Origin of the sequence: uncultured Ruegeria sp. (assembly GCF_947489545.1) — a bacterium.
GTDB lineage: Bacteria > Pseudomonadota > Alphaproteobacteria > Rhodobacterales > Rhodobacteraceae > Ruegeria.
In genome coordinates, this window is record NZ_CANLDZ010000003.1 from 15,698 (window position 1) to 37,786 (window position 22,089).

Genomic DNA, 22,089 nt, shown 5'->3' on the forward strand with positions numbered 1-22,089 from the left:
CCGCGATTCGCACATCCTCGATTGACGGCGCAAAAAAGGGAGGAATGGATGACTTACTCAAAACTGGCCTCGGCCAGCGCAATAGTCCTTGCCGCTACTACTCTTTCTACCAAGGCAAATGCTGAAGATTTGACATTATGCTGGGCAGCTTGGGATCCGGCCAACGCGCTTGTCGAACTGTCCAAGGAATTCGAAGCCGAATCCGGCCATACGATGAATTTTGAGTTCGTGCCTTGGCCGAACTTTGCGGACCGGATGCTGAACGAATTGAACTCGGGCGGTAAGCTTTGTGATCTGCTGATTGGCGACAGCCAGTGGATCGGGGGTGGCGCGGAAAACGGCCATTATGTCCAGCTGAACGAGTTTTTTGATGCTGAAAGCATCAGTATGGATGATTTTGCCCCAGCCACCGTCTACGCCTATTCGACTTGGCCCAAGGGCACGCCGAGCTATTATGCGCTGCCAGCGATGGGCGATGCCAACGGATGGTTTTATCGCAAAGACTGGTTTGAAGATCCTGAGATTCAGGCTGCTTACAAAGAAGCCACCGGGCAAGATCTGCGCGAACCGGAATCCCAGAAAGAACTGCTGCAGATCGCACAGTTTTTCCAGGGACGCGAGATTGACGGCAAGACCGTTTACGGTGCTGCGATCTTCACCGAGCGTGGCTCGGAAGGCATCACAATGGGTGTGACCGGTGCGCTTTACCCATGGGGGTTCAAATATGAAAACACTCCGGGGTCCTATGATATGGAGGGGGCTGTAAATTCGCCCGAGGCCGTCGAAGCACTGGAATTCTACAAAGAGTTCTACAAGACCGCGACGCCTCCGGGATACACCAATTCATACATGGGTGAGAGCCTTGACGCCTTTAAGTCCGGTCAGGTCGCCATGGCGATGAACTGGTTTGCGTTCTTCCCAGGTCTTTACGCAGACCCAAGTACGGGCGGTGACAAGATCGACTTCTTTGTGAATCCACCACAAAATCAGGCTGGCTCGACATTGGGCGGGCAGGGTATCTCCGTTGTCAGCTATTCTGACAAGCAGGATGCGGCCCTAGAATACATCAAATGGTTCGCGCAGCCTGCGGTTCAGGCCAAGTGGTGGGAACTGGGCGGATATTCCGCGCATAACTCGGTACTGCAGGATCCGGGGTTTGTTGATAGCGCCCCGTTTGCCGGCGATTTCCTTTTGGCCATGAATGATGTTCAGGATTTCTGGCAAGAGCCGGCTTATGCCGAGCTGTTGCTGGCGATGCAAAAGCGCATTCATGATTACGTTGTTGCCGATCAGGGCACGGCACAGGAAGCGCTGGATCTTTTGATCGAGGATTGGACCGAGACCTTCGAAGACGAAGGCAAGTTGTAATCCGGAAACCGGACAGGAGCGGGATCAGACCCGCTCCTGCATTTCTCTCAGAGTCCGAAACCGACAAGAACTGGCAAAGAGATGTCTGACAGGACCGTAGATCGCGTTGCGAAGGCAACGCCCGTTCGAGTTGCGCGAAAAATTCGGGGATTGTCAGATCGGGCGATCGCTTGGATCTTTATCTCCCCCACGATCTTTTTGCTGCTGGCGATCAATATCTTTCCACTGATCTGGACCATCCAACTGAGCTTTACCAATTTCAAAGCCAACCGGATCGGGCGTGAGGTCAAAGATGTCGGGTTCCGGAATTATGAACGCATTCTGACGGATTCCGACACGTGGCTGAACATGCAGGCGACGGCCCATTTTCTGTTCTGGACGATCTTCTTTCAGGTGCTGATCGGGTTCACGCTGGCCTGGCTGCTGAACAAGAAATTCAAGGGTAATGACCTTTGGACGACGATCATCGTGTTGCCGATGATGCTGTCTCCGGCGGTGGTCGGGAATTTCTGGAAGTTCCTGTATCAGCCACAGATAGGTCTGTTTAACTACATCGTGTCCTGGTTCACCGGCAAGGATCCATCCAGCTTTGAGATGCTGGGATCGGTCCAGTTGGCGCCCTGGGCGATTGTGATCGTGGACACCTGGATGTGGACGCCGTTTGTGATGCTGATCTGTCTGGCCGGGCTGCGCAGTATTCCCGATTACATCTATGAGGCCGCAGAGGTCGACCGGGCCAGCAAGCTGCGGCAGTTCTTTACGATAACCATCCCGATGGTGCTGCCGTTCCTGATGCTAGCGGTCCTGTTCCGCGGGATTGAGAACTTCAAGATGTTCGATCTTGTGGTCCAACTGACGGGTGGCGGGCCAGGTTCAACGACCGAGCTGACGTCAATCAATCTGAAACGCGAAGCGTTTGAGAAATGGCGCACCGGCTATGCCTCGGCCTACGCAATCATCCTGTTTGTAACGGTGTTTGGCCTGGCGTCCATATACGTGAAAGCCTTGAACAAGGTGAAACAACGATGAGCAGCTTTTCGGTTACCGAACCTTCAAAACGGTCCAAGTGGGTCGCAGGGACTTTGGTCATCACCTATGCGCTGATAACCATGATTCCGTTGGTCTGGATCTTGCTGACCGGGTTCAAATCCCCGGCCGATGCCATCAGTTATCCCCCCAAAGTCGTGTTCGACCCGACGCTGGAGGGATACGTAAACCTATTCACCACCCGAACCCGGCAAACGCAGGAGTTTCTGGACGCGAACCCACCACAGAACTGGGCGGATGAGATCGTCAGGCAATATGACATGGTGATCGTCGGGCCATCCAAGTTTGGCGAACGCTTTATGAACTCCGTAATCATTGGGTTTGGATCAACCTTCCTGAGCATCTTCCTGGGCACACTGGCGGCTTATGCATTCAGCCGGTTCAAGGTTCCGCTTAAGGATGATCTGCTGTTCTTTATCCTCAGCACGCGGATGATGCCGCCAGTGGCCGTGGCCATTCCCATATTCCTGATGTTCAGGAACCTGGGGCTTAGCGATACGCATCTGGGGATGATCCTGCTGTACACGGGCGTGAATATCTCACTCGCGGTCTGGCTGCTGAAAGGCTTCATCGATGAAATCCCGCGCGAATACGAAGAGGCGGCGCTGATCGACGGCTACACAAGGTTTCAGGCATTCTACAAAGTGGTCTTGCCACAGGCCGCGACGGGCATCGCATCGACGGCGATCTTTTGCCTTATCTTCGCATGGAATGAATACGCGTTTGCTGTGCTGCTGACTTCGGCTACCGCTCAGACCGCACCGCCTTTCATCCCCACCATCATCGGAGTTGGGGGGTTGGATTGGCCGGCAGTTGCGGCCGGGGCGACGATCTTCCTAATTCCCGTAATGGTTTTCACTATCCTGATGCGCAAGCACCTGCTGCGCGGGATTACCTTTGGAGCGGTACGCAAATGAGTGATTTTCTGTCAGGTCTGATGCGATTCCGCCGTGGCCCATGGGAGATGGTCGCAACCATCCTGATCGCGCTTGGGGTCTTCATGTTGATGCAACCCTTTGTTCTTTGGGCCTTCACATACTCATTCATCGTCACGCTGATCGGAACGGTTATGTTCATCGTCGTCAGCCATTTTCCGGAGTAAAAATGGCCCAGATCGTAGTCAAAAACGTCAAGAAGATGTTCGGCGATTTCACGGCAGTCCGCGAAAGCTCGTTCACGATCGAAGATGGTGAGTTCTTCATGCTCCTGGGGCCTTCGGGATGTGGGAAAACCACGACCTTGCGGATGATCGCGGGGCTTGAGCTTCCGACCTCGGGCGAGATTTATCTGGACGGAGAAGAGATCAGCCAAAGACCCCCGTCCGAGCGTGATATTGCCTTTGTCTTTCAAATGTTTGCGCTTTATCCGCACATGAACGTGCGCAAGAACATTAGCTATCCGCTGATCTCTCAGGGGATGCCGCGCGCCGCGGTAAAAGCCAAGGTGAACGAAGTCGCCGGAATTCTGGGTATCCATGATATTCTGGACAGCCCTGTGGGCGGGCTGTCAGGCGGTGACCGGCAGCGTGTTGCATTGGGACGGGCCATCGTGCGTGAACCCAAGGCTTTCATGATGGATGAACCGCTGGGTGCGTTAGATGCCGAGTTTCGCGAACATATGGCCGAAGAACTGCGCGGGTTGCATGACCGTATGGGGGCCACAACAGTTTACGTCACGCATGATCAGTTAGAAGCCATGCAAATGGGCGACAAGATCGTCGTGATGAACAATGCGGTGATCGAACAATTCGGAACCCCGCAGGAAATCTATGACAAGCCCGCGACCATGTTTGTTGCGGATTTCATCGGGTCGCCGTCAATGAACTTTTTGCCGTTTCAAGGCAAGGTCGAACCCGGATCGGACATGGTGCGTTTGAACGGTCATAATGAGGCAGTGCCGCAGTCGCTTGAGGCCGCCGAGGGCGAGCTGGTGTTCGGTGTCCGCCCCGAGCATGTGTTTCTGTCCGACAACAGCAGCTACCGCGCCAAGGTACTGGCCGCAGAGTATCTGGGAACCACCCAGATCGTGACGCTTCAAAGCCCAAACGGAGAGCTGAAGGCTCGTATTGACGCTCGCGATACCGTCAGCCCAGGCGAAACGGTCGGGTTGGAGTTCCGGTCCGCGATGGTGACATTGTTCGAACAGCCCACAGGCCAAGCTTTGCGATCTGTCCTGAACAATGAGGTGCTGACCAATGGCTGAAGTCGTATTGGATCAAATCTCAAAATCCTTTGGCAGTCTGAAGGCGGTCGACAATATCTCGATGATCATCCCTGACGGGGCCTTTGTGGTGTTGCTGGGGCCAACTGGGGCGGGGAAAACAACGACATTACGGTTGATCTCGGGGCTGGAGAAGCTGGATTCGGGATCGGTTCGTATTGACGGTCGCGATGTCGGGTTTGAAACGCCGGCCCAACGTGATGTGGCCATGGTGTTTCAGCAATACTCGCTTTACCCACATATGACGGTGCGCGAAAACCTGTCCTTCCCGCTGCGATCCCCGATCCTGAAAACGCCTGAAGACGAGATCACACGCAAAGTGGGTGAGGTCGCTGAAATCCTTCAGATCCCGCACAAGCTGGACAACAAGGCAACCGAACTGTCGGGCGGCGAGATGCAACGTGTTTCAATCGGGCGGGCGCTGGTTCGGGATCCTCAGATTTTCCTTATGGACGAACCGCTCAGCTCTTTGGACGCAAAGCTGCGGGCGGATTTGCGGGTTGAATTGAAGAGAATTCAGGCGGATTTGGGTTCCACGCTTTTATACGTGACGCATGATCAGGTCGAGGCGATGACCATGGCGACGCATATTGGTGTTTTGGAAGACGGTAAGCTTGTCCAATATGGCACTCCCCGCGACATCTACGAAAATCCAGGCAGTGTATATGTCGCCAGCCGTCTCGGCCTGCCGCGGATCAACATCCTGCCGTCCGAGCTGTTTGGCGGCGATCACAAGGCTCCGCAGATCGGTCTGCGCCCCGAGAACATCGTTGAAGGCGAAGGCATCGAGGCCCGTGTGATCCGCGCCGAACATCTGGGCGACCAGACAAGGTTGCATCTTGATCTGCACGGGTACCCGATCGTGACTCTAATTGATGTTCATCAGGATTACCCCGCCGGAAAGACAATAAAAATCAGACCCAACAACCCGTTGTATTTCGACGCGTCCGGCGCGCGTGTGACTTAAGGAGCAAAAGCATGGCCCAGTTCCTCAACACCAAAGAAACCCTTGTGACAGATGCGATTGACGGCCTTTTGTCCTCCTCGGGTGGCACACTCACACGGTTGGACGGGTATCCTCATATCAAGGTGGTCTACCGATCGGATTGGGACAAGTCCAAGGTCGCATTGGTGTCCGGAGGTGGATCCGGCCACGAACCTGCGCATGCGGGGTTTGTCGGCGCTGGAATGCTGACCGCCGCGGTGTGCGGCGAGGTCTTTGCCTCTCCGTCGGTCGAGGCCGTGTTGGCCGGAATTCTGGCGGTGACGGGTGAAGCGGGCTGTTTGCTGATCGTCAAGAATTATACCGGGGACCGGCTGAACTTTGGGCTCGCCGCAGAACGCGCCCGCGCGCTGGGTCGGAAGGTGGAAATGGTTGTGGTCGATGACGACATTGCCCTGCCTGACCTTCCGCAACCCCGTGGCGTGGCGGGCACGTTGTTTGTTCACAAGATTGCAGGTGCGTTGGCCGAGGGTGGGGCGAATCTTGGTATTGTGACCAATGCGGCCAAGACGGTCATCGAAAAAGTCGTCAGCATTGGCATGAGCTTGGATACGTGCACCGTTCCGGGATCACCGAAAGAAGACAGGATAGCTCCGGGAAAAGCGGAACTGGGATTGGGCATCCACGGCGAGCCCGGCGTGCAGCAAGTGGATTTTTCAGATGCGGTTACGGCCATGTCTACGGTCGTTGAAAAACTTAAACAGCGGGTAGGGGCGGGCAATTGCGTGGCGCTGGTGAATAACCTCGGCTCGACAACGCCACTGGAAATGGCGGTTCTGACGCATGCGCTTTCTGAGACCGGTATTGCGCGCCATATCATCGGGCCCGCGCCGATGATGACCTCGCTGGACATGCATGGGTTTTCCGTGTCGGTCTTGCCCGCAGGTTCTGATGAGTTGGCGGCCCTTAAAGGCCCGGTCGATCTTGTCGCGTGGCCGGGCGTCAATTCCATTGCTCCGGTAAAGATCGCGCCTTTGCCGGATGGTTTGACGCCGATCGATCCGATCCCGTCGAATAACCCGGCCACCAGGGACACGATCACCCGATTGTCCGCACTGTTGATTGGCGCAGAACAAGACCTGAATGCGCTGGATGCCAAGTCGGGGGACGGTGATACGGGCAGTACGTTGGCTACCGCGGCCCGGGCTTTGCAGGCCAGTCTGGACCGGATGCCTCTTGCCGATCTGACGCAGCTATTTCCCGCCCTGGGCAATGAGTTGAGCCAGACCATGGGCGGTTCGTCTGGTGTGATCCTGGCGATCTTCTTCAACGCAGCGGGGGATGCCTGCGCAAGCGGCGCGTCGGTGGCTAAATCCTTGGTCGAAGGCTTGAACAGGGTCCGTCAGGTGGGCGGTGCAAAACTGGGCGATCGGACCATGATCGATGCACTTGAACCTGCGCTAGAAGCGCTACCGGCAGGCTTACCCCAAGCTGCGAAAGCCGCACGGCAAGGCGCTGACCGAACAGCTAATATTCATCGTGCGAAGGCAGGTCGCGCAGCTTATGTTCCCGAGGAAAACCTGATTGGGCACAATGATCCCGGCGCCGAAGTCGTCGCATTGCTATTCGAAGGGTTGGCGCAGGAGATTGAGGAATAGCAGAATAGTGGAAGACCAAAAACAGAAGCTAGAATTGGTGAAGAAACCAACGGTGAACGACATCGCGCGGGTAGCCGGCGTAAGCTTGGCTACGGTTGATCGTGTGTTGAACAGACGGCCTGGTGTTAGGGCGGTGACGGTCCAGAAAGTGCACAAGGCCATCGATGAGTTGGGCTATATCCGCGACACCGCCGCCGCGAACCTTGCGCGCAATCGTGTCTATAATTTCCTCTTTGTTTTACCGGACGCGGATAACGAATTTGTCGAGGCGCTCAGCACTCAGATCGGCGAGCAATCGCGGGACCAGTTCATTGAGCGGACGCGGATGACGATCAAAAGGGTCGCTCCGTTTGACCCGCAAGATATTGTTGAAATCCTGGATGGGGTCGATGGGCGAGATGTCGATGGCGTGGCCGTTTTTGGCCCGGAAACACCATCAGTTAGAGACGCGGTAAAACGGGTTCGGGACAAGGGTGTGCCGGTTGTGGCGCTGGTCTCTGACCTTCCCAGCTCGGACCGGGATCATTTTGTTGGAATTGACAACGTATCTGCCGGGCGTACTGCGGCTCAGTTGATGGGGCGGTTTGTGCATCGGCCCGGGAAGGTTCTGGTTCTGACCGGTTCACGTCTGGCGCGTGACCATTTGGAGCGGCGTCAGGGCTTTGATCTGGTGGTTGCTGAAGATTTTCCGCATCTCGAAGTCGTTGCCTCCGTGGAAGGTCGGGATGACCCGGATCTGATTTACAAGATGATGCCCGAGATTTTTGAGACCTATCCTGATCTGGTTGGAATCTATTCTTCAGCCGCAGGCAACGCGGGGCTGGTCCAGTTTCTGTCGGAAAGCAAGGTCGGCAAGGATATGGCGATCATCGCCCACGAGCTGACACCGCTGAGCCGCGAGGCGCTGTGCCGTGGCACGTTCGACGCGCTGATTTCACAGGATTCCGGGCATATCGTCCGCTCTGCCGTGCGTCTGCTGCGCGCGACAACCGACAAGGTTCCGTTCAACAGGGCGCAGGAGCGCATTCGCATCGACATCTACCTTAAGGAAAATTTGCCGCCATAGCGGCTTAGGTTATGGGGAGGAAAAATTATGAAGACGATCAAGGGCCCAGCATTGTTTTTGGCGCAGTTCGCCGGGGACGACGCTCCGTTCAACTCGTGGGATGCCATTACGCGATGGGTTGCCGATTGCGGATATAAGGGCGTTCAGGTGCCCAGCTGGGATGGCCGGCTATTCGATCTTGAAACCGCTGCATCCAGTGTCGACTACTGCGATGAATTCAAAGGCAAAGCCTTGGAAAATGGTGTTGAGGTAACCGAGCTGTCGACGCACCTGCAGGGGCAGTTGGTAGCCGTACATCCGGCCTATGACACGGCATTCGACGGGTTTGCGGCCGAAAGCGTGCGGGGAAACCCCAAGGCCAGGCAGGAATGGGCTGTCGACCAGGTCAAAAAAGCCCTGTCGGCGTCACGGAATATGGGGATTTCGGCGCATGCGACCTTCTCAGGAGCGCTGGCCTGGCCATATGTTTACCCATGGCCGCAACGCCCCGCTGGTCTGATCGAAACGGCCTTTGATGAGCTTGCGCGTCGCTGGAGGCCCATTCTGGATCACGCGGAAGATTGCGGTGTGGATGTCTGTTACGAGATCCATCCGGGCGAGGATCTGCATGATGGTGTGACCTATGAGATGTTCCTTGAACGGACCGGTAACCACGCGCGTGGCTGCATGCTATACGATCCGTCACACTACGTGCTGCAATGCCTCGATTATCTGGACAATATCGACATCTACAAGGATCGGATTCGAATGTTCCATGTTAAAGATGCCGAGTTCAATCCAACCGGTCGACAGGGCGTGTACTCTGGATACCAAAGCTGGGTGGATCGGGCTGGGCGGTTCCGGTCACTTGGGGATGGTCAGGTGGATTTCGGGGCAGTCTTCTCGAAAATGGCGGCCAACAATTTCGACGGCTGGGCTGTGGTTGAGTGGGAATGCTGTCTGAAGCATCCAGAGGATGGCGCGCGCGAGGGCGCTCAATTCGTGTCGGACCACATCATTCGCGTGACGGAAAGGGCCTTTGATGACTTTGCGGACGGTGGCACCGACGAAGCAGCCAACCGAAAAATGCTGGGGATTGACTGATGGTTACGGGACGCAGTGAAGATAGTTCGGGACGTATTCGCCTAGGTATGGTCGGCGGTGGAAATGACGCCTTCATCGGGGGCGTGCATCGCATCGCGGCGCGGCTGGACGACAAGTTTGAACTGGTCGCTGGTGCCTTGTCCTCGACACCTGAAAAGTCCCGCGAGAGCGGAGAGGCACTGGGGATTGCGCGGGTCTATGACGACTTCAAGCAGATGGCGATACGCGAGGCGCGGCTAAAATCCGGAATCGAGGCGGTCTCAATCGTTACCCCCAATCACGTGCATTACACAGCAGCGCGCGAATTTCTGAAACGCGGTATCCATGTCATTTGCGACAAGCCGCTGACATCGACGCTGAGCGATGCAAAGAAACTGGTCAAAGCGGCCGAAAGCGCGGACGCTTTGTTCATCCTGACCCATAACTACACGGGTTATCCCATGGTTCGGCAAGCGCGTGAGATGATAGCCAATGGTGAGATCGGGAAAATCCGCGTGGTTCAGGTTGAGTATCCGCAGGACTGGCTGACAGAACAGCAGGATTTCAAGCAGGCAGAGTGGCGAACCGATCCCGAACGCTCGGGTGCGGGTGGCTCGACAGGAGATATCGGAACTCATGCCTACAACCTTGCCTGTTTCGTCACCGGGCTGCAGGCCGAAAGCCTCGCCGCGGATTTGCAGGCCTTCGTTCCTGGTCGCAAAGTTGATGACAACGCCCATGTCTTGCTGCGGTTTGATGGCGGTGCACGCGGGATGCTATGGTCCTCACAGGTCGCACCGGGAAATGAAAACGCCCTGCGTCTGCGTGTTTATGGGGAAAAGGGTGGCTTGGAATGGGCGCAGGAAGATCCGAACTATTTGTGGTTTTCGCCCTACGGTGAATCCAAGCGCCTGATCACCCGCAATGGGCCCGGTGCAGGTGAAGCTGCCAACCGACTAAGCCGCGTGCCGCCCGGCCATCCGGAGGGGTATCTGGAAGGGTTTGCGAATATCTACAGCGAAGCTGCAGAAGCGATTCAGGCCTTCAGAACAGGGAAATCATCCGATACTGCGGTTATGTATCCAACTGTTCAGGATGGCTTAAATGGCGTGAAATTTGTCGCGGCTTGTGTACAAAGCTCGGCACGAAACGCGGCGTGGGTAAAGCTCGGCTAGGGTAACCAGTTGGCCCGTCAGCGCTGGGTGCGATGGGCTAAAACAACAGGGTCGCGCGCGGCCTGAAATGCGCGGTGAAAGAAGGAGTTTCGAGTGTATCTAGGTCTGGATTTGGGGACATCAGGTCTTCGCGGGATTCTGGTGAACGACGAGTGGAAAGTTGTTGCTGAGGCTGAAGCAGGTATCGAGACCTCAACGCCAAAACCCGGCTGGTCCGAACAAGCGCCCGAGGATTGGATTGAAGCCTGCAAACAGGTGATCGCGTCATTGCGTGCTTTGGATGCCAGCGCTTTGTCCGCGGTTCGAGGCATCGGCCTAAGCGGTCATATGCACGGTGCAACTCTGCTGGACGCTGAAGGCAAAGTGCTGCGGCCGTGTATCCTGTGGAACGACACCAGATCCGCCCAAGAAGCGGCCGAGCTGGACCAAGAGCCCGAGATGCGCACCATTACCGGCAACATCGTTTTTCCCGGGTTCACCGCCCCCAAGCTGGACTGGGTGCGGAACCACGAACCTGGTGTGTTCGCCAAGACCGCAAAAGTGTTGCTGCCGAAAGATTATCTGCGTTTCTGGCTAACCGGAGACTACATCAGTGAGATGTCCGACAGTGCCGGGACCTCTTGGCTGGATGTCGGACAACGGGTGTGGTCGGAAACCGCCCTTGATCTCAGCCACATGAGCGTCGATCAGATGCCCCGGTTGGTGGAAGGCAGCGCACCCGGAGGAGAACTTAGAACCGGGTTGTTGCAGGAATGGGGCCTATCCGGGCCAGTTGTTGTCGCAGGGGGCGCTGGTGATAACGCCGCTGCGGCCTGCGGAATTGGCAGTATTGATGAGGGGTCGGGATTTGTCTCGCTGGGCACATCCGGTGTTCTGCTTGTTGCAAAAAACTCGTACGCGCCGGACCCTGAAACCGCTGTTCATTGCTTTTGTCATGCGGTTCCCGAGCGGTGGATCCAAATGGGAGTCATATTATCGGCCACAAACAGCATGAACTGGTTGTCACGAAATCTTGGTCAATCGGTTGGATCACTGGCGGTGGCGTTACCGGAAACACTGACCGGACCCTCATCCATTACCTTTCTGCCCTACCTGTCCGGAGAGAGGACGCCCCACAACAACAGCGATATCCGGGGTGCATTTCTGGGCATTGACGTGTCGGCAGGGCCCGTCGATCTGACGCAATCTGTCATGGACGGCGTTGCCTTTGCGATGCGAGACTGTCTGGAGGCGTTGAAAAGCACCGGTACGGAACCCGACCGCTTGCTGGCTGTTGGCGGCGGCGTGCGCTCTCGGTTCTGGCTGGAAACGCTTGCGACCGTACTGAAGGTGCCGCTTGCGCTGCCCGATGGCAGCGAGTTCGGGGCCGCCATTGGAGCCGCCCGTCTGGCTGCCTGCGCGGTCAGCGGTGCTAACCCCGGCGAGGTCATGGTGCCCCCTCAAACCTCGGACGTTATTGACCCGCGTGTGGATCTATTCGACGCTTACGAAAGCAAGTATCAGCTCTACAGCCAATCCTACAAAGCGCTCGCGCCGCTCGCGGCCCGATGAAGGTAGATCAGGGAACACCAATGCATATTGATCGTGTATTGCTGAATGATCACACGATGTCCGTGTCTCTGCTGAGTTACGGGGCGATTACTCAGGGGTGGTGGATCAACGACACGCCTTTGATCCTGGGCTATGAAGACCCGCAGGATTACCTGACGGACCCCTATTATCTGGGTGCGATTGTCGGGCGGGTTGCCAATCGGATAGGTGGTGCAGACATGCAGCTCGACGGAATCCGGTATCCGTTAAGCGCGAACGAAGGGGCGAATACGCTTCATGGGGGGGCAACAGGTCTGTCTCGGCAAAATTGGACACTTAGTCAAGCCGCAGAAAACGAGGCTGTGCTGGGCTTCGTATCGCCAGACGGTGACAATGGGTTCCCGGGTGAAGTGCAGTTCGAAGTCAGAGTGTCCCTGAACTACCCTCGCCTCACTTATGCGATTTCCGCGAGACCAGATCGACCGACGCCTATCAGCATCGCGCAGCATAACTACTACTCATTGGGCAGCGCCAGTGGCATCGTCGATACCCGTCTGCAGTTGGCGTCAGATCGACTGCTCGACATCGATGAGCACGGGGTACCTACGGGACAGCTTCGACAAGTGCATGACGTTGGATTGGATTTCACCCTGTCGAAACCGATCGGCAGCGCCTCACGGGCCATAGATCATTTCTTTGTTTTTGATCCCCACAGGCCACCGCAGAACCCAATTGCCGAGGTCGAGGCAGGCAGTGGACTCAAGCTCAGCGTGTATTCTGACCAGCCCGGCGCGCAGGTGTATTCTGTGGCGCATCTGTCTGCACCTTTCAATCGGGAGGGCGGGGTCTGTATCGAACCCTCAGGCTATCCCAACGCGATCAACGTTGCTTCGTTTCCGCCAATCATCTACTCGCCAGATAACCCCTATCGCCAGACACTGGACTTAGAAATTTCAGGGATGCGAGCATGAAGCATTGTGTAGTTGCTATGGCGCTGGGCGCTTGCCTGATCTCCACAGGCGCCAACGCGCAAGACCTCGGACCCAGACCAGAGTTTGCCGAGCCCGACTTTGCAAATGCCCAGCTTGGTCAACTATTGTTCTATGACCCGATCCTGTCGGGCAACAAAAACATCAGCTGTGCAACCTGCCATCATCCCGATCTCGGCACCTCGGATGGCCTTTCGCTTGGCATTGGCGAAGGTGGTGTGGGGCTTGGGCCTGATCGCAAGATCGACCCGAACAACCCGCCTGAACAGCGCATTCCCCGCAACTCGCCCGGGCTGTGGAACCTTGGCGCCGCTGAGTTCACGACCTTTTTCCATGATGGGCGTCTGGAAGCCGATCCACACCAGCCCAACGGCATCCGTACGCCTTTGGGCACGCATATGAGACCGGGGTTCCAATCTGCCTTGGCCGCGCAGGCGATGTTCCCGGTCTTATCGCCTGATGAGATGGCCGGGCATTACTCGGAAAACGAGGTCAGCAAAGCCGTACGTCTTGGGCTTCTGACTCAGGACGGTGGCGCGTGGGATTTGATAGCCGCACGCGTGGCGGCGATTCCGGAATACAAGCGGCTTTTCGAAGAAGTTATGCCGGGGGAGAAGGTCACCTTCACGGCCATCGCAAACGTTGTTGCCGACTTTATCGCCTTTGAGTGGCGCGCGGATAACAGCCCGTTCGACCGTGCGATGCGCGGGGAAGACACGTTATCAGAACAGGCGCAGGCAGGGATGCAGCTTTTTTACGGCGAGGCGGGCTGCAGCACCTGCCACTCTGGCTGGTTTCAAACCGATCATGCATTCCACGCCATTGCGATGCCGCAGATCGGCCCTGGAAAAGCGGCGAGGTTTGAGAATCATACACGCGACGAAGGACGAATGCGTGTAACGGGTGACCAGGGGGATGCCTATGCTTTCCGTACGCCGTCATTGAGAAATGTGACACTGACCGCGCCCTACGGCCACTCTGGGGCCTATGCCGCGCTCGAGGACGTGCTGCGGCACCACTTAAACCCGGCGGCGTCCTTGCAGACTTACTTGGTGGACAAAGCCATGTTGCCCGAATTCCCCGGAGCGGAAGATCAAAGCGCAATGCTTGATATGAATAGTGTTGAGGCAATAGGCGATGCCAATGGATTGGCTCCATCAAGCCTAACAGATGCTGAAATCAACGCGATACTGAGCTTTCTCGCCAGCCTCGAAGATCCGGCATTGCGTCTGGGTGTTCCCGAAAGCGTCCCGAGCGGGCTACCGGTCGAGAATTGATCAGCGCGTCAATCTGGCCGTCTGGCCGGAGCTGACGCGTTGCCAATCGCTCGTCTCGCCGTCGGGCCAGATCACTCGGATGTCGATCTGGTCCGCATCGCCGAGGCCAAAGTGATGCAGACCGATACTCCCGCCAGCATGTCCTCCGCCAAGTGTGATTTCACGCGTTTGCGACCCAAAGTTGGTTTTCAACTCGATAAAGCCGCCGATGGCCCAGCGGTTGGTGCGGTTCTGGCTTACATCCACCAATAGCCATTTTCCGGGTGCGGACTGGTTCTGGTAGACTTCCATACCAGCACCGCGGTTCACCACCACCAGATCCAACAGGCCGTCGTTGTTCAGGTCAGTCAATGCCGCCCCGCGGGACTTGGCCATCGACGCAGTGCCGGATTGGATCGAGGCTTCAGTAAACTGGCCATCTGCCTGTTGCAAAAGCATATTGTTGGGGTCGTCCAGCGCGGCATCGGGCATTTGCTCGACGTTTCCTTTGGCGACAAAAATGTCGTCCAGACCATCGTTATTCACATCCCCAAACTGTGCATGCCAACCTGTCGATGGGCGGCCATCGCCCCCCACATGCGGCCTGTGCGCAGTCGTTCCTTTTTCATAGGTGGCATCGCGCCAGGTCGGGCCGGAGGCCTCGCGATCAAAAACTTGAAGCTTCTGATCTCCCATCGACGTCAGATAGACTTCGGGAAATCCGTCGCCGGTCAGATCCCGAGATGCGATCCCCATTCCCCAGATCGAATAGGGCAGCCAGCCATCATCACTTGAGTACAAACGCGGCTGAGTCTCCATGGCCCAAAGCTGCTCTTGACCGCCGCGCACATAGTAGTGCCGGTCGTTGCTGACACGTAGGTCTGCGCGACCTGTACGAGCCCAGTCTGAAAACAGAATGGAAAGCGAACAGTAACCGGGTTCTAGGTTCTGCGGCTGTCCGTAATTGTCTTTACTCGGCCGATACAGCAGCGTTGGTCCACAGGTTTCAAATGGGCCATCAGGATCGTGCCGATCCACATAAGTTCCAAAGGCGAGGGTCGGGAGATTCTGACCTTGTTCCCAGGTCGCGGAAAAAGCCGTGCTCCAATGGTCGTCGGATTGAAAACCTAGCGCGTCAAAAGGAGCGAACTCGCAATTTGGCGCGCCTCGTAGCAGAACGTCATCACCCACGCGCAAGACAATCAGGTCCATGAATCCATCACTATCAACGTCCAAGGGGTAGGCGCCTGTCACGCCGGTCAGGGACAGTTGATCAGGAGTTTCGGCGCGAAAAGAGAGCTTCTCTTGCGAAGTGTTTTTGAACAATTGTGATTGATTTGATCCGCCCGCGACAAACAGTTCGGGTAAAGTGTCTCCGTCACAATCAAAAACAGCCACACCGCCACCAACGAAATGCTCCCAACCGCCATCGTAGATATGTGCCGGAACATCAACGCGTTCGAACCGGGGGATTTCGGTCTCTGCGTTGGCGACTGTCGCGAGGGTTAGAAAGACAGCAAACTTAGGACGCATTCGCCGCAAGCTCCTTGACCTTGAGAATTGAGACCTGTTCAATCCCATACGCCGCCGCGCCTTTGGACCACATCAGATCGCCCCAGTGATGAATCTTAATCTCAGGCAAGGGGGTATCAACATTTACGACACCATTTTTGATGCGGTTCATGACGTCGTCGGAACAAAGGTGTTCCATGCTCATCTGAGCGCCGGATAAAATGATGCATTCGGGGTCAAATAGATTGATCAGGTTGGACACTCCCAGACCGAACATCTGACCTGCGCGTGCCAGAACCGAGGTTGCGCGCTGATCACCTGCATTGGCCTGAACATGGATGTCTGAGACGTTAGCCATCTCTGAGCTGTGGCCCGTGACCGTCATTTCGCGCAACAAGGCGTAGTCCCCGACATAGGCCTCAAGACAGCCACGTTGGCCGCACTGGCACAAGGCACCATCAAGCTGAACCTTGGCATGCCCAAACTCAGCGCCGCAGCCGCGCTCTCCACGATAGAGCTTGCCATCCAGCACAATGCCAAGCCCAACGCCGTGTTCGATTGTTACCACGAGAAAGTTCTTCAGGCCTTTGCCTTGCCCAAACAACTGCTCGGCCTTTGCGACAAGATTGGCGTCGTTTTCAACAAAAGTAGGGCAGGGCAGGCCTTCTGCAAACAGACGGTTGAAATCGACGTTTCGCTCGGTGATCGAGGATGACCAATGCACGAAGTTCCGGTTGGCATCGACCAGCCCTGCAATTCCGATTGAGACACCTGCCAATTGTTCGATTGACCCGTCGATCTTCGTGCAGGCCTCCTCCAGAGCCAGTCGAACGGTTGCCATAAATCCAACCGGCGTCATCTGGACCTCTTGCAGCTTGTGTATATGCGACGTGACCTCATTGCCTTCGAAATCGACTAGCAGGACCGAGATGACATGACGCGCCACTTTCAGGCCCGCCACCAGATGGGATCGCCCATCCAACTGCAGCAGGACCCTCGGTCTGCCGCGTTTCGCGGATTTGGAGGACGTTTCGCCTTCAATCTCTTTGATCAGACCGGCAGCAATCAGATCGGCGGTTGCGGCCGTGACTGTTGCCGGGCTGGTCTCCAACGCCGAGGCGATATCAGTCCGCGAGATCGATCCGCGCGTTCTGATATGCTCAAGGACCCGAAGGCGGGTCGCGTTTCTTTGATCCAGAGAATTGGGAGAATCTTTGCTTTTCAGCATCTTGTCCTCACGAATCTTGTCATGGCTTCAATCTATTTGGATTTCTGTATTTCGAATAGAGTAAATATTTTACCGACTGAAATAAATATGCTACTCAATACAGGTGAGGGCCACGAATCGAGATGCGATGGCTCAGCAAATGGGAGGAAATCATGAAACGAATTCTCAGCTTCTCGGCTGCGTTTACATTGCTGGCATCTGCGGCGTTTGCAGAACCAGTGGTTGGCGTAAGCTGGTCAAACTTTCAGGAAGAACGCTGGAAAACCGACGAAGCCGCCATCAAGTCTGCGCTTGAAGCCGGTGGCGCCGAATATCTTTCGGCGGACGCACAATCGTCTTCGGCAAAACAGCTTTCCGACATTGAAAGCCTGATCGCGCAAGGCGTGGACGCTCTGATTATTCTTGCGCAAGATGCGCAAGCGATCGGTCCGGCCGTACAGGCGGCTGCCGACGAAGGCATTCCGGTCATCGCCTATGACCGTCTTATCGAAGATGAACGCGCTTTTTATCTGACTTTCGACAATGTTGAAGTCGGACGGATGCAGGCGCGGGCGGTTTTTGGCGCGATGCCCAAGGGTAATTATGTGATGATCAAGGGGTCTCCGACTGACCCGAACGCCGACTTTCTGCGCGGTGGTCAGCAAGAGATTATTGGTGCCGCAGTAGACAGTGGTGACATCGTGATTGTGGGCGAGGCATATACCGACGGCTGGCTCCCGGCGAACGCGCAACGGAACATGGAGCAGATCCTGACCGCGAATGAAAACAACGTGGACGCGGTCGTTGCTTCGAATGACGGAACTGCCGGTGGTGTCGTTGCAGCTCTGACTGCGCAGGGTATGGAGGGTATCCCCGTTTCTGGTCAGGATGGGGACCATGCAGCCCTGAACAGAGTGGCGCTGGGTACGCAAACCGTTTCGGTTTGGAAAGATGCGCGCGAGCTCGGCAAAGCGGCTGGTGAAATCGCGGTCGCTCTCAGCGGTGGAACAAGCCCTGCTGAGGTCGAAGAGGCGGTACGCTGGACATCACCAGGTGGCACCGAGATGAACTCGGTCTTCCTGGCGCCGGTTCCGATCACCAAGGACAACCTGTCCGTTGTTGTCGATGCCGGTTGGATCCCGCTAGAGGACCTATGCCAGGGCGTAGAAAACGGCCCGGCCCCGTGTAGCTAAACTTGTCAGTCCCTGGCCCGCATTAAGGGCCAGGGACCATTGCTGAATATGAAAGATCGGAAATGACCGAAACTTCGTCTCAGCCGATACCTGAAAAAGCAAAGCCAAACCTGTTCCAACAACTGGAACTGGACATGCGGCTTTTGGGAATGATCGGCGCGTTTGTCATCTTGTGCATAGGGTTTAATATCGTTACGGATGGGCGCTTTCTGACCCCTCGCAACCTGTTTAACCTTTCGATCCAGACGGTTTCAGTAGCCATCATGGCCTGCGGAATGGTCTTTATCATCGTCACGCGCCACATCGACCTGTCGGTTGGTGCGTTGCTGGCGACCACATCAGCCGTGATGGCGATGACACAAACCGAGTTGCTACCCAGTATGCTGGGAATGGGGCTTAACAATCCCGCGACATGGGCCATCACGATCGTGGTCGGGTTGTTCGTCGGCACCTTGATCGGGGCTTTTCACGGATGGATGGTAGGCTATCTAACGATACCCGCTTTCATTGTGACCCTAGGCGGATTTCTGGTCTGGCGGAACGTGGCCTGGTATTTGACCAGCGGGCAGACAATTGGCCCATTGGATAGCACGTTCCTGATGTTCGGAGGAACCAACGGAACTTTGGGTTCAACGACAAGCTGGATGTTCGGTCTGTTTGCAGCCGCAATCGCAATCTGGGTTTTGTGGAGCGGGAGGCGCGCCAAGGCTGCGCATGGCTTCCCTGTGAAACCTGTTTGGGCCGAAACCACTCTGGCCGGGATCATTGCGATTGCGATCCTTGGGTATGTCTACATCGTCAACAGCTACGCCATTCCGACACGCAGGCTGCAACGTATGTTTGAGGCCCGTGGAGAAACGATGCCAGAGGGGCTGGTTGTAGGATATGGCATACCGATTTCCGTTCTCATACTAATTATCGTTGCGGTCACTCTGACCATAGTGGCTCGCAAAACCCGTTTCGGTCGCTATATCTTTGCGACCGGCGGCAACCCGGACGCGGCTGAGCTTTCGGGCATCAACACGCGACTGCTAACGGTCAAGATATTTGCGTTGATGGGATTCCTCTGTGCCGTTTCGGCTGTGGTTGCATCGGCTCGGCTGGCCAACCACTCCAATGACATAGGCACTCTGGACGAGCTGAGGGTGATTGCCGCAGCCGTCATAGGCGGTACTGCACTGTCTGGCGGCATCGGGACCATTTATGGCGCGATCCTTGGCGCCTTAATCATGCAAGCACTTCAGTCCGGGATGGCGATGGTTGGCGTCGATGCACCGTTTCAGAACATCGTCGTTGGCAGTGTTCTGGTGCTCGCTGTCTATATCGATATCGTCTACCGCAAACGATTGGGGGCAAAGTGATGCAAGCTCAGGAAACGCAGCAAACGCCTTCGGCATCTGGTCGCGGCTCAGGCGCACCGCCACTGGTCGAAATGCGCGATATCTCGGTGTCTTTCGGTGGAATCAAAGCGGTGGACGGTGTATCGGTCGACCTCTACCCAGGTGAGGTCGTAGGCTTGCTCGGGCATAACGGAGCCGGGAAATCCACTTTGATCAAGGCCTTGTCCGGGGCCTATCAGATGGATCACGGAGAGACCCTGATCGATGGCAAACCGGTTGAGATCAACAACCCCCGCGATGCACGGGCCAACAACATCGAAACGATCTACCAGACGCTCGCCCTGGCAGACAATCTGGATGCAACGTCGAACCTTTTCCTGGGGCGCGAAATCACCACGCCGTTCGGACTGGTCAATGACGCAGCGATGGAGTCCGAGTGCCGCAAGATCATGGCGCAATTGAACCCGAACTTTCAAAAGTTCAACGATCCGGTCTCCGCATTGTCTGGTGGGCAACGCCAATCCGTCGCAATCGCACGTGCCGTATACTTCAACGCCCGTATTTTGATTATGGACGAACCCACCGCGGCTTTGGGTCCGCATGAGACGCAGATGGTGGCAGACCTGATCCACCAACTAAAGGCTCAAGGAATAGGGATATTCCTGATTGATCATGACGTTCACGCGGTGATGGAACTGTGTGATCGCGCATCGGTCATGAAGAACGGAAAACTGGTCGGAACAGTGAACATTGCCGACGTAACCGACGACGACCTGTTGTCGATGATCATTCTTGGCAAACAGCCAGGACAAACAGCTGAATAGGGGGCAGGTGTGACAAGCCGTTTCTTTGAAGGGATCGAAAAGATCCGGTATGAAGGCGTTGACAGCAGCAATCCTATGGCCTTCCGCCATTACAACCCGGACGAGGTTGTCATGGGCAAACGTATGGAAGATCACCTGCGGTTTGCTGTAGCCTGGTGGCACTCCTTTGCGTGGGAAGGCGGCGATCCATTTGGTGGCCCGACTCTTGAACGTCCATGGCATCCGCAGGATGATATGGGTCGGGCCCGTATGAAGGCAGACATTGCCTTTGAGATGTTCGACATTCTGGGGCAGCCATATTTTTGCTGGCACGACGCAGACATCCGGCCCGAACAAGGGAACTTTGCGGACAACCTGAGAACCCTCGAGGAAATCACCGACTATATCGGCGAAAAGATGCGGGCGGTTGGAACCAAACTCCTCTGGGGTACCGCCAATATGTTCAGCCATCGCCGCTGGATGTCAGGTGCCAGCACCAACCCAGACCCCGACGTTTTCGCATTTGCCGCCGCCACTGTGAAATCCTGTATTGACGCCACGCATAAGCTTGGTGGTGAAAACTATGTTCTGTGGGGGGGGCGTGAAGGATACGAGACTTTGCTGAACACCGATTTGAAAGCCGAACTGGATCACATGGGCCGCTTTCTGAATATGGTGGTGGAATACAAGCACAAGATTGGATTCAAAGGCGCCATTCTGGTCGAACCCAAACCGCAGGAACCATCAAAGCATCAGTATGACTATGATGCGGCGACGTGTATCGGGTTCCTAAGAAAATATGGGCTCGAGGATGAGGTGAAGCTGAACCTCGAGCAGGGGCACGCAATTCTTGCGGGCCACAGCTTTGAACACGAAATCGCTGTAGCCGCAGCAGAGGGAATGCTGGGCTCTATCGATATGAACCGAAACGACTACCAGTCGGGCTGGGACACGGATCAATTCCCGAACAACACTCCCGAAGTCGCTTTGGCCTACTACTACATCCTGAAAGCTGGTGGGTTTTCGACGGGCGGTACAAACTTTGATGCGAAAATTCGTCGGCAATCGATAGATGCTGAAGATCTTGTTGCAGCGCATGTCGGTGGAATGGATGTTTGCGCCAGAGGCCTGAAGGCCGCCGCGGCAATGATTGAGGACGGTGGCCTCGATTCAGCGCTGGCGAATAGATACTCAGGTTGGCAAAGTCCCGAAGCTCAGGTCATGCTGGGTTCCAGCCTAGAAGAAGTTGCTTCTCGTGTTCTGATTGAAGCGATCAAGCCCGAGCCTCGTTCGGGACGGCAAGAATACTTGGAAAACTACGTAAACAGGTTCGTCTGACCAAAACGTACTAAGTTCATGTCCAAACGTCGTCGGTAGAAGCCGACTTGCGCGGAGTTGGAAAGAGTCGTTGCGCGGTGGGCACTATATTGCGTTCACGATCAAGGGATGCGTTAAGGGGTCTTGTCAGAAGCACTTGGCCAGAGGCCGCGCGGACTTTCCAAACCTCCGTCCATGAACAAACGACCGCTTTTCAAATACTTTACAACCAGCCCCACCTTCAAGCTGACACGTTCTGAATTGGTCAGGTTTTGCGGCCTTTAGGCGACAATAGATAGCCCCGCTGGCCTGGCTGAAACTGGTGCGATTTATCTGACAGTGCTGCCACTTATGCACGTCTCACTTAAGCTGTGTTTTCTAACCAGGAATAGTGTCGCAATTC

The 22,089-nt window shown here is 55.9% G+C and carries 19 protein-coding genes; 17 read left to right on the plus strand and 2 right to left on the minus strand.

Annotation, left to right across the window (positions count from 1 at the left end):
• Nucleotides 1-48 precede the first annotated feature (48 nt).
• The 13 genes from Q1B13_RS05045 (at nucleotide 49) to Q1B13_RS05105 (ending at nucleotide 14,335) form a co-directional block, all read left to right on the plus strand.
• Nucleotides 49-1,368: an extracellular solute-binding protein gene (locus Q1B13_RS05045; protein ID WP_299077962.1), complete on the plus strand. Its 1,320-nt coding sequence runs from the start codon at nucleotides 49-51 to the stop codon at nucleotides 1,366-1,368.
• Nucleotides 1,369-1,449: 81 nt separating this feature from the next.
• Nucleotides 1,450-2,397, plus strand: coding sequence for a carbohydrate ABC transporter permease (locus Q1B13_RS05050; protein ID WP_299077965.1), 948 nt, complete (start codon nucleotides 1,450-1,452; stop codon nucleotides 2,395-2,397).
• A complete protein-coding gene (locus Q1B13_RS05055) occupies nucleotides 2,394-3,332 on the plus strand; it encodes a carbohydrate ABC transporter permease (RefSeq protein WP_299077968.1) in 939 nt (312 codons plus the stop codon). Before Q1B13_RS05050 ends, Q1B13_RS05055 begins: the two co-directional genes overlap by 4 nt.
• Nucleotides 3,329-3,517 carry a hypothetical protein gene (locus tag Q1B13_RS05060; RefSeq protein ID WP_298932870.1) on the plus strand — a complete coding sequence of 63 codons (189 nt, stop codon included), beginning with the start codon at nucleotides 3,329-3,331 and terminating at the stop codon, nucleotides 3,515-3,517. Before Q1B13_RS05055 ends, Q1B13_RS05060 begins: the two co-directional genes overlap by 4 nt.
• A gap of 2 nt (nucleotides 3,518-3,519) precedes the next feature.
• The gene (locus Q1B13_RS05065) at nucleotides 3,520-4,617 is read left to right on the plus strand and encodes an ABC transporter ATP-binding protein (RefSeq protein ID WP_299077971.1); all 1,098 of its coding nucleotides are present in this window, start codon (nucleotides 3,520-3,522) and stop codon (nucleotides 4,615-4,617) included.
• Entirely contained in the window at nucleotides 4,610-5,602 is a 993-nt protein-coding gene (locus Q1B13_RS05070; protein WP_299077973.1) for an ABC transporter ATP-binding protein, read from the plus strand. Before Q1B13_RS05065 ends, Q1B13_RS05070 begins: the two co-directional genes overlap by 8 nt.
• Nucleotides 5,603-5,613: 11 nt before the next feature.
• Nucleotides 5,614-7,236: a dihydroxyacetone kinase subunit DhaK gene (locus tag Q1B13_RS05075; protein WP_299077991.1), complete on the plus strand. Its 1,623-nt coding sequence runs from the start codon at nucleotides 5,614-5,616 to the stop codon at nucleotides 7,234-7,236.
• Between the two features lie 37 nt (nucleotides 7,237-7,273).
• Nucleotides 7,274-8,302, plus strand: coding sequence for a LacI family DNA-binding transcriptional regulator (locus tag Q1B13_RS05080; RefSeq protein ID WP_299077993.1), 1,029 nt, complete (start codon nucleotides 7,274-7,276; stop codon nucleotides 8,300-8,302).
• A 27-nt stretch (nucleotides 8,303-8,329) separates the two neighbouring features.
• Nucleotides 8,330-9,385, plus strand: a complete 1,056-nt coding sequence (locus tag Q1B13_RS05085; protein WP_299077996.1) for a sugar phosphate isomerase/epimerase — start codon at nucleotides 8,330-8,332, stop codon at nucleotides 9,383-9,385.
• On the plus strand, nucleotides 9,385-10,539 hold the full coding sequence (locus tag Q1B13_RS05090; protein WP_299077999.1) for a Gfo/Idh/MocA family oxidoreductase: 1,155 nt from the start codon (nucleotides 9,385-9,387) through the stop codon (nucleotides 10,537-10,539). Before Q1B13_RS05085 ends, Q1B13_RS05090 begins: the two co-directional genes overlap by 1 nt.
• Before the next feature lie 93 nt (nucleotides 10,540-10,632).
• A complete protein-coding gene (gene xylB / locus Q1B13_RS05095) occupies nucleotides 10,633-12,090 on the plus strand; it encodes a xylulokinase (RefSeq protein ID WP_299078002.1) in 1,458 nt (485 codons plus the stop codon).
• A gap of 20 nt (nucleotides 12,091-12,110) precedes the next feature.
• Complete coding sequence (locus tag Q1B13_RS05100; protein WP_299078005.1) at nucleotides 12,111-13,040, plus strand: aldose epimerase family protein; 930 nt, start codon at nucleotides 12,111-12,113, stop codon at nucleotides 13,038-13,040.
• Entirely contained in the window at nucleotides 13,037-14,335 is a 1,299-nt protein-coding gene (locus tag Q1B13_RS05105; RefSeq protein WP_299078008.1) for a cytochrome c peroxidase, read from the plus strand. Before Q1B13_RS05100 ends, Q1B13_RS05105 begins: the two co-directional genes overlap by 4 nt.
• On the opposite strand, the gene Q1B13_RS05110 is transcribed toward Q1B13_RS05105, so the two are convergent.
• Together Q1B13_RS05110 and Q1B13_RS05115 are read right to left on the minus strand one after the other, a co-directional pair.
• Nucleotides 14,336-15,847, minus strand: a complete 1,512-nt coding sequence (locus Q1B13_RS05110) for a CRTAC1 family protein (RefSeq protein ID WP_299078011.1) — start codon at nucleotides 15,845-15,847, stop codon at nucleotides 14,336-14,338.
• Nucleotides 15,837-17,054, minus strand: a complete 1,218-nt coding sequence (locus Q1B13_RS05115) for an ROK family transcriptional regulator (RefSeq protein WP_299078015.1) — start codon at nucleotides 17,052-17,054, stop codon at nucleotides 15,837-15,839. Before Q1B13_RS05115 ends, Q1B13_RS05110 begins: the two co-directional genes overlap by 11 nt.
• Nucleotides 17,055-17,206: 152 nt before the next feature.
• On the opposite strand from Q1B13_RS05115, the gene xylF reads away from it, so the two are divergent.
• The 4 genes from xylF to xylA all read left to right on the plus strand — a co-directional run bounded on the left by xylF (nucleotide 17,207) and on the right by xylA (nucleotide 21,707).
• On the plus strand, nucleotides 17,207-18,226 hold the full coding sequence (gene xylF / locus Q1B13_RS05120; RefSeq protein WP_298932848.1) for a D-xylose ABC transporter substrate-binding protein: 1,020 nt from the start codon (nucleotides 17,207-17,209) through the stop codon (nucleotides 18,224-18,226).
• 62 nt (nucleotides 18,227-18,288) lie between these two features.
• Nucleotides 18,289-19,587 carry a sugar ABC transporter permease gene (locus Q1B13_RS05125; RefSeq protein WP_298932846.1) on the plus strand — a complete coding sequence of 433 codons (1,299 nt, stop codon included), beginning with the start codon at nucleotides 18,289-18,291 and terminating at the stop codon, nucleotides 19,585-19,587.
• A complete protein-coding gene (locus tag Q1B13_RS05130; RefSeq protein WP_299078017.1) occupies nucleotides 19,587-20,390 on the plus strand; it encodes an ATP-binding cassette domain-containing protein in 804 nt (267 codons plus the stop codon). Before Q1B13_RS05125 ends, Q1B13_RS05130 begins: the two co-directional genes overlap by 1 nt.
• A gap of 9 nt (nucleotides 20,391-20,399) precedes the next feature.
• A complete protein-coding gene (gene xylA, locus Q1B13_RS05135; protein WP_298932842.1) occupies nucleotides 20,400-21,707 on the plus strand; it encodes a xylose isomerase in 1,308 nt (435 codons plus the stop codon).
• Nucleotides 21,708-22,089 lie beyond the last annotated feature (382 nt).